Here is a 17,196-nt window from a genome sequence, read left to right on the forward strand (position 1 = left end):
CAAAAATAGTAACAAACTCATATTTTACAGGGAGAGCACCGAAAGAAGTCTTCTACATATCAACTATATAAAAGTCCCTCCACCTTAAGGTAGAGGGACTTTCTCATTCCTATTTCAAACTACCCGCAATCTCCGTAAAGATAACTCCAAGCGCATGTGCACCTGCATCTGGATATCCTAAGCTTCTTTCGCCAACTGTACCAGCGCGGCCCATGCGAGCTACGATTTCTTTCGTGTACTCTGCTCCTTTGACCGCTGCTTCTGCTCCTTTTTCAAAGGCAGTTTTTACGTCTACTTCGTTTGAGGTGCTATCTAACCAAGAATCTACACATGGAGCAAGTGCGTCAACAAGTGTTTTGTCACCAACTACTGCTCCTCTACCGAATGATCTTTCACCGATAGATTGGATGCCTTGCAGTGCTGCTTGCAGTATTTCAGCGAATTCTTTCACTGTTAACTCACGCTTCTCGCCTGCTGCTTTACTAGCTGCGCGGAATGCACCGCCCCAAATTGGACCAGATGCGCCGCCGCAATGTTCCATAATGATCATGGAGCAACCGTCAAGGAATGATCCGATCGTTACGTTCTCTTGATCTACAATAGAATGCCATTCACGTTTTAATCGTTTAAATCCTTTTGCAACACTCATTCCGAAGTCACCGTCGCCAGCATGCGTATCTAGCTCACAGAACGGTACTTCATTTTTAATAATAACGTCGCTCATTTTATCAACGAGATAAATCATGTTGTTTAATGTAATGACATTATCTTTAATAACAGCGTGTTCTTCCGCCGTTTCTAGTTCAAATGAAACTTCCTTCTCTTCTGTTTCTTCAAGTACATTTACATACTCTACACTTTCAACTGGTCCATCTACTTTAAACGCTGGTGTATTACATTCTTTTGATAGTAATGTTTTTAACTCATCATCTAATTTCATTACAGTTAAAGACATACCAGCCATATCGATACTCGTCATATAGTTGCCGACGAATACTCTATTAATTTTAATGTTTCTTGCAGCTAGTTCTCTCGTAACGGCGTTGTTAAATAAGTAAAGTTCCTGCAGTGGTGTTCCGCCAAAACCGTTAACTAGAAGTGCAATTTCTTCGCCATCTTTTACTCCTAAATCTTTTACAAGATCATTTGTCATACGGTTAGCTAATTCATCAGCCGACAACATTTTTTCACGTTTAATTCCTGGCTCGCCGTGAATACCTACGCCGTATTCCATTTCATCTTCCTCAAGTGTGAAAGTAGGTGATCCGCTCGCTGGAACTGTACAAGACGTTAACGCTAAACCGATTGTACGCACGTTAGCCGCTGCTTTTTCTGCGACAGCTTTCACCGCTCCTAAATCCATACCTGCTTCCGCTGCTGCGCCGGCAATTTTATGAACTAAAATAACTCCTGCAACGCCGCGGCGTCCTACTGTATACAGACTATCTTCTACCGCAATATCATCGTCCACTTTTACGTAGTCGACTTCAATTCCATCTTCTTTCGCTAAATGCGCACCGTTTTTGAAATTCATAATATCGCCGCTATAATTTTTAATAATTAATAACGTACCTTTTTTACTAGCTGTTTCTTTAATTGCTTGGTATACCTGAATTTGTGAAGGAGAAGCAAAAACATCTCCGCACACCGCCGCATCTAACATTCCTTTTCCGACTAATCCTGCATGTGCCGGCTCATGGCCACTACCGCCGCCACTAATTAACGTTACTTTGTTTTCGTTCATTTCTTTCTTCTTAATAACTTTATATTTTTTCAAAAGTTCAAGCTCTGGGTGAGCCATAACCATTCCGTTACACATTTCCATTACTAATGTTTCTGGTTTGTTTATAATCTTTTTCATTGTGATTATCCCTCAATTCCTTTAATATATTGTGATATATTTGAAATCTTCTTCTTACTACTCATGTTAAAATGAAAGCGTTTTATAGTAAACGGACAAAATGGACAATCTGTCTAAAGACACCGCTCTCATTTATAGATAGGATTTTTATATTACTAACATTCTAGGGATGATTCAGATGACCTCTTCTATAATTTCTAAAAAGATAATCGCGAACTCATTGAAATATTTAATGGAAACAGAGTCGTTTCATAAAATATCAGTGAGCGATATTATGTTACACTGTCAAATGCGTAGGCAAACTTTTTATTATCATTTTAAAGATAAATTTGAACTATTAAGCTGGATTTATAGAGAAGAAACGAAAGAAAATATTATAGACTTTCTCGATTATGAAAAATGGGAAAACATTTTTGATTTATTATTTGATTACTTTTATGAAAATCAAAAATTTTACCGAAATGCTTTTAAAGTTATTGAGCAAAACTCGTTTAATCACTATTTATTTGAGCATACGAAAAACTTATATATGAAGATTATTGATGAACTATCTGTAAGCTGTGGATTCAGCCTTTCTGATGAGACAAAAAATACGATTGCCTCCTTTTATAGTCACGGCTTCGTTGGAACGATAAAAGATTGGATTGAAAGCAAGTGCGAAGTAGATCCTTCCATTATGTCTTCTCTTATGAAAAATATGATAAACAATCAATTACTACTATTACTTGAGCAATCAGCAAAGTAATTAAAGGGTGGCAAAAGCAATGAAAAAGATTATGAATGATGTACAAAATATCGTTCAAGATATGCTGCATGGCTTTTATTTTGAACATAACGACAAAGTAAATTACGACGAAACAAATAACATCATTTATGTAAAGGATATCGAAAAACTAAAGCAAAACGTCGCGATTATAAGCGGCGGTGGTAGCGGACATGAACCCGCTGATATTGGCTATGTAGGAAAAGGTATGCTTACAGCGGCAGTAAACGGCAGCATTTTCACTCCGCCTACAGTGGAACAAATTGTAGCGGCTACTCGCCTCATGCCAAAAGATAAAAGTATTTTATTCATCATTAAAAACTTTAAAGATGACGTTGAGAACTTTCTAGCGGCTGAGCAGATCGCTAAAGAAGAAGGAAGAAAAATTGACCATATCATCGTAAATGACGACGTTTCAATTGAAGATGATGCTTCTTTTAATAAAAGAAGACGCGGCGTCGCTGGTACTGTTTTCGTTCAAAAAATACTTGGTGCGGCCGCTCTTGAAGGCCATTCTTTAGAAGAACTAACAACACTTGGCCGTTCTATCACTGAAAACTTACACACATTAGGAGTTGCCCTTTCCCCTGCCAACGATCCAGTAAAAGGAAAAGCTTCATTCACATTAAATGACGATGAAGTGTTTTACGGCGTCGGCATTCACGGAGAAAAAGGATATCGTAAAGAAGCACTATCCTCTTCTGAAATATTAGCAATCGAACTAATGAACAAACTTAAAAGCATTTATCGCTGGAGAAAAGAAGACAACTTCGCTATCCTCATTAATGGACTCGGCGCAACTCCATTAATGGAACAATACATTTTCGCAAACGACATTCGCCGTTTGTTTGAACTGGAAGGATTGCAAGTCACATTCGTAAAAGTTGGTACACTGTTAACTTCTTTAGATATGAAGGGTGTTTCGCTTAGTTTGCTTAAGGTAGAGGATTTGGATTGGGTGAAGTGGTTGAAGGTGGATGTTAGAGTGGGTAATTGGTAAGTAAAAATTATGATGATAAAAGCCTTTAACTATAACAAGTTAAAGGCTTTTTACAAATTGAAATATCGCACGAGCGTTCAAAAGAAATTCGTAATTACCTCACTGGATGATTACAGGTCTTCCAAATAAAGCTGGATGATAAATTAACATTGCACCTACAAATGAACACACTAAACAAAAAACAGCCTCGTATTTTATGACTAAAGGAGAGTTCGTATCAAACTCTTTTTCCTCTCTTTTCAATATCAATTTAAATAACGCTGTATATAATACTTTATATAATACATACCCAACAATCGCTCCGAGGGTATTCGTAAATAAATCATCAATATCTGTAATTCTATTATTTAGTAATTGATTTAACTCAATTGCCAATGAAAAAAGGAATCCCGCGCATACGGTGTTTTTCATTTTTCTAAACTGCGGCCAAATAGTCGGTAATAAAAAGCCGAACGGCATAAACAGTACAATATTTAAAAGATACGTCGTACTACCTGCCGTATCAAATAGAGTCAAGTTGATTTGACTTACACGAATCCACGTTTCATATCTACTTATATCCCATACAGTCGCGATTTGCGTCACCTTATACACTAGCGAAAGATAGAATAGAAAAATATATACCCATAGAAAATGCCGAATAGATATGTTTCTTTTCGCTTTAAAATAAAATCTAATTTGAAACAAAATACAAAAAATTATAGTAAAAAAATACGTATACAAATAACTAATCAAAACTCCTGTATGCATGTGGAATCCCCTAACTTTACATTTTCATCTATTATTTAAGAACTGGTAATTTGTTCATATATTTAATCTTCTACTTTGTCTTCGGATATCAGGGATATACTAAAAATAAAAAATCCCCACTCCTTCATTTTCAGTCTCCTCCTTGATGTAACTTGTTTATAGGATAGGAAAAACTTTTAAAATAAAAAGTAGGGTAAATATAAAATTTTTCTTAAATTTTATGTTAGTTTTTATTATTACTCTTATTAGGAATCCGCTATTCGTTGTTAGGTAACGCCATGCTTACACCTATAAAAGTATTGAATTACTGAAGAATTCTGTCCTCAATATAACAGCAGATTCACATCAAAAATGTAAATCCTCATTTCCTTCGTATTTTCCTTTATTAAGTCTTTTTCTTATGAATAATTCTGCCAAAATTAAATTAGGTACCCATGCTAACCAAGCAATAATAGCGTAACTAAATTCAAACCGCTCTATTCCAAATAGAACTATAAACAACGGTAGCCAAATTCTTAATGTAACTGCTCCAAAGGTTAAAGAATAATTTCTAATCATCCAGTTCCGATGCTCTTTAATTTTTTTATTCTTAACTCTATGTAATGCTTGATATGCTGATGCTAGCCAAAGTATGGATAACAAACCAAAGCCTAGCTTCGCTACCAATCCTCCCGTAGCATAAAAAGATAGGTATAGTCCAGAAACGCCTCCTAATAATATACCAACCATGTAGATTCTCCCAACTATTCGATGACGGTTGATATTCCTATCTCTAAATTTAGTGGATAATGTGAAAGGACCAATTACTAATGCTACTATACTAGTCGTAATATGTATAAATAACATACTATACCAGAAATCACTTAATTTAGATCCAAACATAAGCTTCGCTTTTACAAGCCCTGTTTGAAATCCATCCATAATAGAATATTGGACAACAATATAACCAGATACTAAAAGAGCAAAAAAAGTGAATACAAACCAAATTTTTCTGTTCAAATTTTACTGCCTCCCCATTACATTCACGAAAATTAGATTATATATTACTGTTCATTCTCGGGAAAAATAAAAAAGCCTTCTAGCGAAATGAAGTGACCTCCGAAAAAGGGACATTTAATAGATTAAGATTTCCAAAAATAATGAATATATATGTTATATTGTTAGACGTACTGAAAAAGCTAAACAGTACAGCAATGGGGATTTTTCTAATGGATATGTTACAACAAGTAATAGATAAATTTAAAATGAGTAAACTCTTAAGTATATCATTCTATACTTGAGAGTTTACCCATCTATCCCTTCTCATCCCTCATACTGTAATACCCCAAATTAATAATAATCAAGAAATACCCACCCATAATTCCAGCTGCAAATGTCCACATGAATTCATGATGTTCAATTTCATACATAATAATCGCGCCGAGTATTGCGGCTGCGAACCGATTTATCATTCCGAGCATCGGTGCTTTTTCTTTTTTTACAATGCTATCTCCGAACTTTTCAATACGCCTTCCTAAAATCCAGGCGCAGTACATACTCACCAAAAGGCCAATGCTTATCCCGACAAACTGGGCTGAAAAAGGTGTCACGAGCCATCCCAATAACATTACGCCTAGCAAACAATACATTTGTATGTTGAATGATCTTAATGCCATACGAATCATGTTATTCTCCTTTATCTTTCTCATTGTAATTCCGTATTATCAATCCAAGCTTTCAGAATCCAAGCTTTCAGCTATATCTTTTTTAAAATGAGGAAATTTGATTTTGCTCACCATTAAATACGCGAGTACGCTTGTACCAAATGCCACGGAAACTGGATTATTTAGGCGACATAAAATGAGGAGACACATCGCCGCGAATGGAATGGGCATTCCGATGAATGTTGGGAGTTTGCTTTGCTGTGTGTTAAATCTCGCAAGCCGAAGCATTCCGCAAATACTGTAAGCGAGCGCGCATATCATCCCGATAGACTGCAAATCTTTTAACGAAGCATTATATGCAAGAATAGATGGTGCCACACCAAAAGTAACTAAATCCGCAAATGAGTCCAGCTCTCCACCAATTTCTGAAACAGAATCAAGTTTCCGAGCGATCATGCCATCAAACAAATCAAGGACCATACCTGTAATAATGAACATAACTGCACCGTACATATCGTCAACGAAAACAGCATGAATAGCCAAAAGCCCACACACAAAATTTGCTATCGTAATCATATTTGGTATGTAACTCATCACATGCTTCTCCTCCTTTCTACTAATTGCTTCATCTAAGTTCTTACTCATTACAATCAAGATCCTTCTGCTTTTCTTCCAATATCACTTTATTTATTTTCGTTAACGTCTCTGTCATTTGCTGCAACGCTTCAATATCAATTTTCGAGAAATACTTCTCAATTAATACATCATCTAACTTCGACAATTGCTCCATATACTTACTACCGTTTGGACCAAGTGTAAGAAAATACTCCCTTTTATTATTCGGATTCACTTGTTTTGAAATCATCTGTTGCTTTTCCAATTTCGATAAAACTTGGCTCACCGCACTTTTCGTTATATTAAACGTATTCGCAATGTTATTTGCTGTCGTGTTTTCATTTAAATGAATATGAAATAGCATGCTCTCTTGCTGTCCAGTAAGACCAAACTCATCCTTTAAATCTTGAAATAGTAAAATGTAGAGTTCCGTGTAGGCTCGATTCATTTCATTAATTACTTCTTTATATGATCTCGTCATAGCGTTCTTCCTCCAGTCACGCTTTTATATAGTTTAGTTAACTTAACTAAACTATATTATACCTTTATGTTCGTGTAAAGGGAAATATAGCTCTACACTTTACTCACAATGATACAAAAAAGAAGACACTCTTCTAAAACAAGTTTAGTCGCTTCTGTCTCACTGCTTTCCTCATCCAAATACTTGGTAAGTGATTCTGAATAATCAAAAAGAAAATCAATTAAATTCCATATAGACCCATTACTGGTTAAAATGTTATAATGGAATCACCCTACATAGTTACTCATAGCCAGACTGAGGAACTAGCGTCTTATTAAGTAATGCGCATAACTAAAATAAAAAAGACACTTTACGGTGTCTTTTTTATTTATATTCATTGCAATTATCTCTTTTATAAACAAACTCTATCAAACAGTAAAGGAGACTAACAGATGGAACATCCTGTTGCAAGAGAATTACGTTTTATACGGGTATGTCTTATCATTTTGATTATTGTCATTGCATTCTGGGATCGTGAGAAAACTGTGGAAATTACTGATCACGGTAGCGATCCTATCTTAAACACCAGCAATATGACCCAAGTTGGTGAGAATACATTTGCATACAAAGACGAATCGAATCAAATTAAAATATTTAAGTTTAATCCAGATACAAATGAAATAAAATTAATAAAAGAGTTTTATGCTAACGAATATTAATTACATGAATTAAATAATTCAAATCTGTAGAAGACACTTTAAAGTGTCTTTTCTTTATGAACTACAAAGTATGAGGCCCCAAGTCATTAGCTGCAATTACGACTAAGGCTTTTACTATATAAAAAATAAAACATAGTAAGAATAGAATACTCACTTAAATTATTTTTCACTTCACAAACTACATCCAAAAAGTTGGATAACTTCTTTTACTACTCATATTATTAATGAATAAAGCAATAACTACAATAACAACGGAGCCAATTAAAACTGGTGTTACTAAATAACTCCAACTATTTGCCCCTAAAATTACGATAATCGGATCGGCGCCTGCCGGAGGGTGCGTCGTTCTCGTTAACATCATAACGGCTATTGCCATCCCCACTGCTAAAGCAATTGTCCAATATTCATTCCCAAACAAATGATATATTGATAGACCGATGAAAGTTGAAATCAAATGTCCTCCAATAATATTACGCGGCTGAGATAATGGCGCATTCCAAACTCCAAATGCTAATACACAACTCGCCCCAAATGGAGCCATTAATAATTCTGTAGAGGTTATGCTCGTTAAATATGTTAAAGTAATAATCGTTAAAAATCCCCCTAGTAGTCCTGTTAAAGAGTCCTTTATATTTACTTGTAATGGACTTCTTCCTTTCCCTTTCATTTTTGTAAAATAGCGTACACTTATTGGTTGAGGATCTTTCTGCTTAGTTGCTGTTATATTATCCATCGTTCTCCTCCTTTATTTACCAACAATTATAACTCGACATAACTAACCTGTAAATATCAATTTTAGAGGTTAGTTAAAGAATAAAAAAAGAATCAACTGTTATAAGTTGATTCTCTAGACTTCTTCAAATTTTCGATCCTGAAATTTTGCTACCTTTTTCCGGTTCCCACATATTTTCATAGAACACCATTTTCGTTTCCCACTCTTATCTATAAATAATAAAACACAGTCAGGATTTGAACACCTTTTAAGGAAAATAAGCTTATTTTCTGCTATTAACGTTAAAGCATCAAATGCAATTAACGATGCGAGTATATCCTCGATTTCTCCAACCGGGATAGATACTAGCTGTTGTTCAATGATTTTATATGTAAATGGTGCCTTCTCAATTTGTTTTTCTAAATACGTAATAAAATCATTAGAAATCTCTTGTTGATCAGCAATTGCCTCAAACTGTTTTCTCAGTACTTCTCTTACCTCTAATATGCTAGATGTAACTTGATTCGTGCGCTCTTGAATCCTTATAAATGTTTTTTCATTCCAAAAAGGAAGATTAACCTTTATTACATGTAGCCATTCTAATACATCTTCATTTGTTATTAATAAATCATAACGTTGTCCACGCCTAACTAGCTCTGTATTTACTAAATCTAATGAGAGATTTCCAGATATAAGCGGGAATTGTTTTTTGTCCTGCATGTACTCATCACCTTCTCTTTAAATAATCATATTCCAAATTAATACAGCAGTGCAACTTTTTTATAAACTACAAAGTATGAAGATCCAAGCCTTTAGCCATAATTACGACTAAAGGCTTTTTGTATGTAAGTAAATGAAAAAGGAGCTAATTTTATGGAACATAATAAAAATGGAATACTTGCTTTAATTGTTTTATTTTTAGGATTAGTGTTTTTTGTTAGTGGAATGGTTTATCATTTATGGGGCTCATTTTAATTTCAACTTTTAGACGGATAAATAACTCGAATCAGAGAAATGCACAATATTTTCCCTTTTCCTTCCAAAATTAATATAATAAGATATAAAATGTAATACATATAAAGACAAATATATAGCACTCATTAAAGTGCTTCTATTTTGGAAGGAAGAAACGATGAACAAAAAGTTATTAGCCCCATTATTATGTAGCACATTCTTGTTTGGAGTATCAGCTTGCGGTTCACATGATGCGCCTGCGAAAAATGAGCAGGCGACTTCTAAAAAAACAGAGAATGACAAACTTAGCAGCAAGGATTCGCAAAAAGAACTTCCTACCAATGTAGATTCCTCTGATGTATACATGTCAATGGGATCTGCCGAGTCATTAGATGTTATAGGGACTGGAGAAGTTAAAGCACAAGGTGTCTTTAAAGTATTAGACATCGCAGTTTATAATCGTAAAGAAGAACCCATTACACTAGATATTAACAACTTTAAATTAATTGATGGATTTGGAAGAGAATATCACATTTCCAATGAATATCAATCCGTACTTAAAGCTGCAAATACCTCTACATTTAAATTTGGTATTGTTAGCCCTGATGAACATTCGGACGGAAACATTGTATTCGATGTACCGAAAAACACGCGAGGATTAACTTTAAAATTTAATAATGATAAGTTAGATAAAGAGCTCCAATTAAAAGTGGAATTGGAATAGGCAAAATAAATACGTCTTCCTTAACATTCTCTACTAACATAAAAAAGTACAGTCTTTTCTACAGCAGACTGTACTTTTTTATTTTTTATTTCACATAACATTCCCTAATTTTTTTGACTAGATGCTCTCCAATCACGAAAAGATGTTGGGCGTCCAGAAAAAGCTCTTTGCTTTGTAACAGATGGTTTTTCTTCAGGAGTCATTGTTTTTTCTTTAAGCGTCGCTGGTTTTTCTTTAAGCGTCACTGATTTTTCTTCAAGAATAGTCACAGCTGTTTGCATTTTCTCTAACTGTTCTTTCAGCAATTGTTGTTCAATCTTTAAATCCGTAAGTAAACGTAAAATCATCTCAGAATTAGCCATAAGATCCTCCTTCCCCCAATACACAGAATAAAATACAATATGTAGAAGACGAAATGCCGGTGACAAAAATAAGGTCGTCAACTCTTTTTAACTTCCAAAGTCCTTTTATTTTTTTAAGGACCTGCTCCATTCATCCTTAAAAACATAAAGTAAATTAAATCCATTAATAAATGGTCTTTATGGAAGGAGGAGTTAATATGGGCTATGGCGGTAGTTGTGGTGGAGGCTGTGGTTTCGGCGGCGGATTTGCCTTACTTGTTGTGCTCTTCATCTTATTAATCATCGTTGGCGCTAGCTGTTGGGGCGGCGGATTCGGCTGCTAAGGAGAGGCACTCTTGAGAGTGTCTTTTTTTTAATATGTGGCTCGTATACATATTGCTCAAAATTTCCGTTCTAGAAGTATTATAATATTAGCTTAACATGTCAGTTCCCCCTAATTAATAGGTGGTTCTAGCCTATAGAATTCTTTTAAATATAAAATGAAACTATATTTCTCAATGAATAAAACAATTTAACATGGTAAAATAATATTTGGATGGGAGTCCAATATATTATTAAAATTAAGATGGTTCAAGTCGAAGGAAGGCACCTTAGGGTGTCTTTTCTTTTTTATAAATAATTATAAATTAAAATTGCAAAGGATGCTTACTACTTACAAGGAACATTTTCTTCCGTACAACTATTTATTTGAAACTAATTACTATTATAAATATAAAGAAGTTATGGATAAAGTAGTGAGGTAAATAAAACAAAATATAGATTTAATTCCTGTTTCTCAACGAGGTACCACCAGCATTTTCAAAAAAATACGCTAAGCAAAAAAAATAATCAGCTGTCCATATGGACAGCTGATTTACATCATTACATTTCTATTATTTATCTTACCACTTGTACAGATACTGGTTTCCACCCCTGATTTTCTACCCAATCAATATTAACCTTATATTTTTTATTATTTTGCTTATCTCGTACATTACCGTAGGCTTTATTATTACCATTATTCCCAATAAAATCGAAAATCAATTGGCTCTCTGGAACATCAACAGCATAAGAAATTGCTTTTTTCATCTCACTCCAATCTACTGTTCCTTCTTTAAATTTCATTTCAGGTTTTGCTCCTTGCTCGGTACCAATTGGCTTCCAAGAAGGATTAGTTTGAGAACCCTTTTCTTGAGATGCCGTTTTTTCTTCCTCATTATTTTCAGTTCCGTTCGTTTTTACCGATTTTTCTGTTTTTGATTTCTCTTCTAGCTGTGCTGCCTCTTTATCTTCATTTTTCTTTTCTTCTATCTTTGCTGCCTCTTTATCTTCATTTTTCTTCTCTTCTATCTTTGCTGTTTCTTTATCTTCAGTTTTCTTTTCTTCTATCTTTGCTGTTTCTTTATCTTCAGTTTTCTTCTCTTCTATCTTTGTTACTTTCTTTTCTTGAGCAATTGCTTTCGTTGATGTATTAGAAGGGGTAAACAATTGGTATGTCACTATACCAACTGTCACTAATACCAAAGTAAATGCAATATTAAAAATTGCCTTTTGACGACGATTCTGTTGTTTTTCTTGAAATCTGCTTACTTGTCCCATTCTTCAAACCTCCGTGTTTACTTTCTCCTCTACTCTTTATGTATTATCCCTAAAATTCTTAATATTTTTATTAAACAATAGAAATAAACTACACTTTCCATACAGGATTTCATATCATAATAAAATTTGTGTTTTTTCAAGTATCTGACATATGTTATTCAAAATAGTTTAATACATTAAAAATTGATAAGCTTCTGCACTTAAGAAACCTTCAATTTTATTCAAAGGTGATTCCAATTATGTCCATATTAGATCTCCTGTAGAAAGCTTTTTAACAATTAAACCTCTTCTTCCCTTATTTATAATTTTTAAATTAAATTTCCCTCTATAGTATAATAAAGATGTTTCGTTTTCTAATGGGGTATGTCGTAAAATCAAAAGGGATTTTATCTCTTTTACCTTCTTTTCAGAGTAAATTTCACCACTAGGGAATTCTATTATTCCTAATGTAATCTTTAATTCGCTCTCATCGAAAGGCCACTCCTTATTAAGTTCCCTTATCTTTTGTATAAAGCTTCTTTTGGTTTGTCCTATATATAGCAATGTTACACTCTTAGCACATACTCTAGAGATTGCAAATATCCCCTTCTTAGAAGCTTCTTCCCTATTATAAAAATCATTTATACTATACATTCCATACCATTTAATATGTACTGTTTCTATGAATCTCACCTCATTTTTAGACAATATTATAATTTCTGAATGTTCAAATTATAATGGGCGCATAGTCCTGATTACTTGAATTATAAATTGTGCTTTTCAATAATACATTTTATTATTACTAATTTCAATAATACAAAAAAAAATACAATATTATAGTTTAATTACAAAACTTTATAAAAAAACAAAGTGATGTCGTACCAAATATTATATTTTTTCAATATCAGACTACCATGAACAAAAGTTAGAGAGTTATGGAATAAAATATAATTTGTATGTACATACATTTCTTTAAAAAGAAGTTTTGTAGTTTGCAACTGAATTAAAAAAACATAGATTTTTATGACTCTTTTGGAGATATACCAACGTGGAATCTTTGATATGCACGTTACTATACCGAACTTTCGGTATAGTATTTTTTTGCAGCTCCTTGATTTTTCACCAAATACGTATAAAAAATCAATAGTAGGAAAATAAACTGCTGGCTAAAAGTTTACTTTCGATAAAATAAAAAAGGATCTGCAAATCTGCAGATTCTCCTGATAATGATTATATAAGTATAGTATCATCCATTTATTTGACTATTATTCGGAAAGTATAAAACTGTTCACTAGATAGCAGAGTATTTTTACATATTGTATTAATTCCTTCTTCAAAAATCCCCCCTAAAATAAAAAATACGCTATTCTTTCTGTAGAATCATAGGAAAGGATGGTATTTTTGTATGTCTATTTCTGTATTTGATGAATTATAACTATTTGCTCAAGAAATTCAAAGCTTTTTATGGATTTTCTTTTATTATATCGGTTTCACATATTTCCTCTAAACTCTCTAATACTTGATTTTTCAATTCAGCCATTTACTTATTTTCTATGACTTCTTATTCTTTTTCTTTTATAGGAATCATTGCAAGAACTGTTAAATCTGCATTCGTTAAATCTTTTATCACTTGATGAGAAGCAAATACCGGTAGCGAAACAATAAAACCATCATCTACTTTTGTAATATCATTATGTGTAACATACTCCAGAAATACTTTATTTGCAGCCGCTACAAATTCTTCATCGCCTGTTCCATCAGGGTATGATACACCAATTTCCCCTAACATAATATAATATTGCTTTTTAATACCAGTCATATCCATTGGATCAATGGATTGGATTTTGTAATTTACCATTCCAGATTTCACTTTTCTTTCAGGAATATCTAAGTCAAAAAACTCTCCAGCTTCTTCTAAAATAATATTGATATCTTTAATTGTTGTTATAGCATTAGTTGCTTCCTTAAAAAACATGAGTTGCTCTCTTGATAAAACAATATTTTCTTCCTCTTTCTTAAACTGTAGATTTTCTAAAATATCTTCTATTTCTTCTACATTTTCTAGAAAAAACATATCATTCTCCATATGAGGAATTAATTCTTTTAAGTTTATCAAATACATTTGTGAATATTTTATATTCATCTCTTTCATTTCACGTAATTTGTCTAGAAATTTTAATACCTTAGCTTTACGATATGTTTCTGCCATCATTTTCACCTCTCGTTACATTTTGTATACAATTCGTATACAGATTGTATACGAGGCGTATTGGATTTGCAAGTATTAATTTTAAAATACAAAATTAATTGGTATTGTTTAAAAATTTTTATTATAGCTATCATGAATTTACTAATACAACTCCACCTATAAAGGTTACGATTCTAAAAAATATTAGATTTTCAAATATTCTTCTTCGCCTGCTGAAACTCTTACAGCGAAACGGACGAAAATCCCCATCGATACAGGGAGAAAACAGTCTTTAATATATTAGGTGTCGTTTACAATTGGACCATGTCTGATAATTAAGCCGCTTAATTTTAAAAATGAAACCCGTTAGGATTTATTTGATATGCAGAATCCCCAATGATTTGCACTGGTTTTTAGAATAAGAAAAAATCCCTTCTGAAACTGACCTTTCTTAGCCTTAGCTTGATAGCAATGTGGCGGTACCCCTCAATGAACAAAAAAATTAACATAGTAAAATAGTATTCGGATGGGAGTCCAATATATTATTAAAATTAGATGGTTCAAGTCGAAGGAAGGCACTTTAGGGGGGCTTTTCTTTATTTTCAAAAGAACCTACTCCATTCATTCTTAAAAACATAAAGTAAAGTGAACCCGTTAAAATACATGAATGAACCTTAGTTTTAATCCTCTTACCTAAAGGAAGAACTATTATGTGCTATGGTGGCAGTTGCGGAGAAGGCTGTGGTTTTGCTGGAGGATTTGCTTTGCTTGTTGTACTCTTTATACTATTAATCATTATCGGATGCAGTTGCTTCTGCTAAAAAACTATTAGAAAGGACACTCTTATATGGGTGTCTTTTCTTTATGAAAAATATCTATAACCTTTTTCTTATGACTTTTAACATCAATAAAGGGTGATACAAACTATTACATATGTTTGTACCACCCTTTATTGATGCGTTTAGACTTCACAGTTGTTAAAGTTTTAGACTTCTCCCTTAGTGTACCCATATTATTAGAACATCCTGTAATCTGTAGACAAAATGTAGCTAATAAAAACAATATTAATAATTTCTTCAATAAATCCTCCTACATGCATAAAACACCATATGTTACAAAACAAACATAACATCAACTCTTTATAAAAACAATATAATCCTCATTCCTTAAGCTATCTCTTAACATAGGAGTACCGCTACATATTCATACAGCTAAAATTTTTAAATATCCTCTACTTAAGGAATTTGTAAGTATCAAGTAAGAAAAACGAGAGCTTTGCTTCGTATAATCAAAATATAAAGCGAAGGAAGAAAGATGATTTCTAGGATTAATATGCATGTAACAAGAGAAGAAATCTACATTTTTTTAGAATAATAATATTAGTATGTCCAAGTTTTGGAGATTGCTTGCAAATATTTTGAAGTTTTCGCACCAGAATTCTAATTACCATACCTGTTTTGTACCATCACATATTGGAGGTTGAAACATGAATAAAAAAAAGAAAATACAAAAATCAGTCCTTACCTTTACCCTACTCTTTTCTTTAGGCGTTTCATCTTTCCCGCTTACAACAACTATTCACGCAGATACACATGAGGAACAATCTGCTGAAAAGAAACTAGTCTCTTTAACGGAGCGTACATCATTATTTTTTGAATATCTCCAGAAAGGTAAGTATGCAGAGGCACTACAGTTGACGTCTGCTGCTTTTCAATCCAAGTTTACAGCAACCACATTACAAAACTGGTGGACACAAAGTGGCTGGAGCGGGATAAAAAGTATGGGAACCCCCGTGATAAAAGAACGAAACTTGGTCCATCAGACGGTGGAAATTCCAGCAGATACCGAAGGAACTACCATACCGCTACTCCTTAAATTCACACCTGGCGGGAAAGTAGATGAAATTGGAGAAAGGCCACCCGAGGAATCTTATACTATCCCGCATCCTAGCTATGATCAACCTGACTCCTATCAAGAACGTGAAATCGTCATTGGAAATTCTACCTATCCGTTACCAGCGACATTAACAGTTCCGAAACATAAGCGTGGTGAAAAACTGCCCGTAGTTGTTCTTGTTCATGGTGCTGGCATCCATGATCGCGATAGCACATATATGGGAACAAAAATCTTACGAGACATTGCGGTGGGCCTTTCATCCAACGGAATTGCAGTGTTGCGCTATGAAAAACGCACCTTAGAACATGCATTAAAGATGAGTACAGAACCTGTTACGTTAGACCGTGACACTACAGATGATGCTATATTTGCAGCAAAATCAGCAGCGCAGCAGGAAGGCATTGATCCAAATAATATTTTCATTCTTGGACATAGCCTAGGAGCTGGCACAATGCCACGTATACTAAGCAAAGCACCTTCCACACTTGTCCGAGGAAGCATCTTACTCGCACCACCTGCACGCCCTTTGACTGACATTGCTATTGATCATTCTCAATACCTTGGGGCGTCAAAGGAAGAAATCGATGAACTAAAAAGACAGGTCGCTTTTATTCAGGATCCTACTTTCAATCCCAATCATCCTCCAGCTGGCTACAATTTTGGGTCACCTCATTTTATGTATGATGTTTCTAGGTGGCGTCCAGTTGAAGAGGCAAAATCACGAAAAGAGCCTTTACTCATTCTGCAAGGAGCACGTGATTATCAAGTAACAGTAAAAGATGAATATACAAAATGGCAGAAAGGACTTTCAAACCGCGGGAATGTTCAGTTCAAAAAATATCCGAAATTGAATCATTTCTTCACGGAGGGTGACGGGGAATTAAGCCTCCCTAGTGAATATGAAATCCCTGCTAACGTTCCCGAATACGTCATCCAGGACATTATTACATGGGTTAACGAGACAAAAAAATAAGCAAACATCAAAAGCCTTC

The 17,196-nt window shown here is 33.9% G+C and carries 19 protein-coding genes and 1 pseudogene; 8 read left to right on the forward strand and 12 right to left on the reverse strand.

Annotated features, from left to right (window positions below; all coding sequences use genetic code 11):
- Window positions 1–109: 109 nt before the first annotated feature.
- Entirely contained in the window at window positions 110–1,861 is a 1,752-nt protein-coding gene (gene dhaK / locus AU379_RS29695; protein WP_044584199.1) for a dihydroxyacetone kinase subunit DhaK, read from the reverse strand.
- 178 nt (window positions 1,862–2,039) lie between these two features.
- On the opposite strand from dhaK, the gene dhaS reads away from it, so the two are divergent.
- Entirely contained in the window at window positions 2,040–2,606 is a 567-nt protein-coding gene (dhaS, locus tag AU379_RS22245; RefSeq protein WP_000204212.1) for a dihydroxyacetone kinase transcriptional activator DhaS, read from the forward strand.
- A gap of 19 nt (window positions 2,607–2,625) precedes the next feature.
- Window positions 2,626–3,624, forward strand: coding sequence for a DhaKLM operon coactivator DhaQ (gene dhaQ / locus AU379_RS22250; RefSeq protein WP_044584198.1), 999 nt, complete (start codon window positions 2,626–2,628; stop codon window positions 3,622–3,624).
- 99 nt (window positions 3,625–3,723) lie between these two features.
- Here the strand turns inward: dhaQ and AU379_RS22255 are convergent, their stop codons facing one another.
- The 5 genes from AU379_RS22255 to AU379_RS22275 form a co-directional block, all read right to left on the reverse strand.
- Window positions 3,724–4,374, reverse strand: coding sequence for a VanZ family protein (locus AU379_RS22255; RefSeq protein ID WP_003312683.1), 651 nt, complete (start codon window positions 4,372–4,374; stop codon window positions 3,724–3,726).
- Window positions 4,375–4,719: 345 nt separating this feature from the next.
- Window positions 4,720–5,373 (reverse strand): DUF2306 domain-containing protein, encoded by a 654-nt coding sequence (locus AU379_RS22260; RefSeq protein WP_003312690.1) that lies wholly within the window; start codon window positions 5,371–5,373, stop codon window positions 4,720–4,722.
- A 293-nt stretch (window positions 5,374–5,666) separates the two neighbouring features.
- A complete protein-coding gene (locus AU379_RS22265) occupies window positions 5,667–6,038 on the reverse strand; it encodes an ATP synthase subunit I (RefSeq protein ID WP_000620606.1) in 372 nt (123 codons plus the stop codon).
- Window positions 6,039–6,077: 39 nt separating this feature from the next.
- Window positions 6,078–6,662, reverse strand: a complete 585-nt coding sequence (gene pssA / locus AU379_RS22270) for a CDP-diacylglycerol--serine O-phosphatidyltransferase (RefSeq protein ID WP_100619886.1) — start codon at window positions 6,660–6,662, stop codon at window positions 6,078–6,080.
- Window positions 6,655–7,113, reverse strand: a complete 459-nt coding sequence (locus AU379_RS22275; RefSeq protein ID WP_000198626.1) for a MarR family winged helix-turn-helix transcriptional regulator — start codon at window positions 7,111–7,113, stop codon at window positions 6,655–6,657. Before AU379_RS22275 ends, pssA begins: the two co-directional genes overlap by 8 nt.
- A 431-nt stretch (window positions 7,114–7,544) precedes the next feature.
- On the opposite strand from AU379_RS22275, the gene AU379_RS22280 reads away from it, so the two are divergent.
- On the forward strand, window positions 7,545–7,811 hold the full coding sequence (locus AU379_RS22280; RefSeq protein WP_000400965.1) for a YmzC family protein: 267 nt from the start codon (window positions 7,545–7,547) through the stop codon (window positions 7,809–7,811).
- Window positions 7,812–7,989: 178 nt separating this feature from the next.
- On the opposite strand, the gene AU379_RS22285 is transcribed toward AU379_RS22280, so the two are convergent.
- Window positions 7,990–8,544: an HPP family protein gene (locus AU379_RS22285; protein ID WP_048567718.1), complete on the reverse strand. Its 555-nt coding sequence runs from the start codon at window positions 8,542–8,544 to the stop codon at window positions 7,990–7,992.
- 114 nt (window positions 8,545–8,658) lie between these two features.
- Complete coding sequence (locus AU379_RS22290; RefSeq protein WP_003312696.1) at window positions 8,659–9,243, reverse strand: CGNR zinc finger domain-containing protein; 585 nt, start codon at window positions 9,241–9,243, stop codon at window positions 8,659–8,661.
- Window positions 9,244–9,655: 412 nt separating this feature from the next.
- On the opposite strand from AU379_RS22290, the gene AU379_RS22295 reads away from it, so the two are divergent.
- Window positions 9,656–10,201 carry a DUF4352 domain-containing protein gene (locus tag AU379_RS22295; protein ID WP_003312697.1) on the forward strand — a complete coding sequence of 182 codons (546 nt, stop codon included), beginning with the start codon at window positions 9,656–9,658 and terminating at the stop codon, window positions 10,199–10,201.
- Window positions 10,202–10,305: 104 nt separating this feature from the next.
- Here the strand turns inward: AU379_RS22295 and AU379_RS22300 are convergent, their stop codons facing one another.
- Window positions 10,306–10,563 (reverse strand): hypothetical protein, encoded by a 258-nt coding sequence (locus tag AU379_RS22300; protein WP_000013694.1) that lies wholly within the window; start codon window positions 10,561–10,563, stop codon window positions 10,306–10,308.
- A gap of 197 nt (window positions 10,564–10,760) precedes the next feature.
- Between AU379_RS22300 and AU379_RS22305 the strand changes: the two genes are divergently transcribed.
- On the forward strand, window positions 10,761–10,886 hold the full coding sequence (locus AU379_RS22305) for a YjcZ family sporulation protein (protein WP_000540377.1): 126 nt from the start codon (window positions 10,761–10,763) through the stop codon (window positions 10,884–10,886).
- Between the two features lie 553 nt (window positions 10,887–11,439).
- Here AU379_RS22305 and AU379_RS22310 read toward each other — a convergent pair.
- The 3 genes from AU379_RS22310 to AU379_RS22320 all read right to left on the reverse strand — a co-directional run bounded on the left by AU379_RS22310 (window position 11,440) and on the right by AU379_RS22320 (window position 14,332).
- Entirely contained in the window at window positions 11,440–12,141 is a 702-nt protein-coding gene (locus AU379_RS22310; RefSeq protein ID WP_061139723.1) for a YrrS family protein, read from the reverse strand.
- Between the two features lie 237 nt (window positions 12,142–12,378).
- Complete coding sequence (locus tag AU379_RS22315; RefSeq protein WP_002100802.1) at window positions 12,379–12,813, reverse strand: hypothetical protein; 435 nt, start codon at window positions 12,811–12,813, stop codon at window positions 12,379–12,381.
- A gap of 868 nt (window positions 12,814–13,681) precedes the next feature.
- A complete protein-coding gene (locus AU379_RS22320) occupies window positions 13,682–14,332 on the reverse strand; it encodes a hypothetical protein (RefSeq protein ID WP_030023572.1) in 651 nt (216 codons plus the stop codon).
- A gap of 167 nt (window positions 14,333–14,499) precedes the next feature.
- Here AU379_RS22320 and AU379_RS30345 point away from each other — a divergent pair.
- The 3 genes and pseudogenes from AU379_RS30345 to AU379_RS22325 form a co-directional block, all read left to right on the forward strand.
- Window positions 14,500–14,647: pseudogene (locus tag AU379_RS30345) on the forward strand (IS4 family transposase); the annotation flags it as partial.
- A gap of 371 nt (window positions 14,648–15,018) precedes the next feature.
- Window positions 15,019–15,129, forward strand: coding sequence for a YjcZ family sporulation protein (locus tag AU379_RS29705; protein WP_074596601.1), 111 nt, complete (start codon window positions 15,019–15,021; stop codon window positions 15,127–15,129).
- Between the two features lie 665 nt (window positions 15,130–15,794).
- Entirely contained in the window at window positions 15,795–17,177 is a 1,383-nt protein-coding gene (locus AU379_RS22325) for an alpha/beta fold hydrolase (protein ID WP_001035259.1), read from the forward strand.
- The last annotated feature ends 19 nt before the right edge of the window (window positions 17,178–17,196 follow it).

It is taken from the genome of Bacillus sp. JH7 (assembly GCF_001563515.1).
In the GTDB taxonomy this organism is placed as follows: domain Bacteria; phylum Bacillota; class Bacilli; order Bacillales; family Bacillaceae_G; genus Bacillus_A; species Bacillus_A cereus.

Bases quoted from the DNA above. Each gene is read 5' to 3' on its own strand.
- AU379_RS22275 (WP_000198626.1), bottom strand. From the start codon at position 7,113: ATGACGAGATCATATAAAGAAGTAATTAATGAAATGAATCGAGCCTAC.
- AU379_RS22285 (WP_048567718.1), bottom strand. From the start codon at position 8,544: ATGGATAATATAACAGCAACTAAGCAGAAAGATCCTCAACCAATAAGT.
- dhaS (WP_000204212.1), top strand. From the start codon at position 2,040: ATGACCTCTTCTATAATTTCTAAAAAGATAATCGCGAACTCATTGAAA.
- pssA (WP_100619886.1), bottom strand. From the start codon at position 6,662: ATGAGTAAGAACTTAGATGAAGCAATTAGTAGAAAGGAGGAGAAGCAT.
- AU379_RS22320 (WP_030023572.1), bottom strand. From the start codon at position 14,332: ATGATGGCAGAAACATATCGTAAAGCTAAGGTATTAAAATTTCTAGAC.
- dhaQ (WP_044584198.1), top strand. From the start codon at position 2,626: ATGAAAAAGATTATGAATGATGTACAAAATATCGTTCAAGATATGCTG.
- AU379_RS22295 (WP_003312697.1), top strand. From the start codon at position 9,656: ATGAACAAAAAGTTATTAGCCCCATTATTATGTAGCACATTCTTGTTT.
- AU379_RS22265 (WP_000620606.1), bottom strand. From the start codon at position 6,038: ATGATTCGTATGGCATTAAGATCATTCAACATACAAATGTATTGTTTG.
- AU379_RS22300 (WP_000013694.1), bottom strand. From the start codon at position 10,563: ATGGCTAATTCTGAGATGATTTTACGTTTACTTACGGATTTAAAGATT.
- AU379_RS29705 (WP_074596601.1), top strand. From the start codon at position 15,019: ATGTGCTATGGTGGCAGTTGCGGAGAAGGCTGTGGTTTTGCTGGAGGA.
- AU379_RS22305 (WP_000540377.1), top strand. From the start codon at position 10,761: ATGGGCTATGGCGGTAGTTGTGGTGGAGGCTGTGGTTTCGGCGGCGGA.
- dhaK (WP_044584199.1), bottom strand. From the start codon at position 1,861: ATGAAAAAGATTATAAACAAACCAGAAACATTAGTAATGGAAATGTGT.
- AU379_RS22280 (WP_000400965.1), top strand. From the start codon at position 7,545: ATGGAACATCCTGTTGCAAGAGAATTACGTTTTATACGGGTATGTCTT.
- AU379_RS22255 (WP_003312683.1), bottom strand. From the start codon at position 4,374: ATGCATACAGGAGTTTTGATTAGTTATTTGTATACGTATTTTTTTACT.
- AU379_RS22325 (WP_001035259.1), top strand. From the start codon at position 15,795: ATGAATAAAAAAAAGAAAATACAAAAATCAGTCCTTACCTTTACCCTA.
- AU379_RS22290 (WP_003312696.1), bottom strand. From the start codon at position 9,243: ATGCAGGACAAAAAACAATTCCCGCTTATATCTGGAAATCTCTCATTA.
- AU379_RS22310 (WP_061139723.1), bottom strand. From the start codon at position 12,141: ATGGGACAAGTAAGCAGATTTCAAGAAAAACAACAGAATCGTCGTCAA.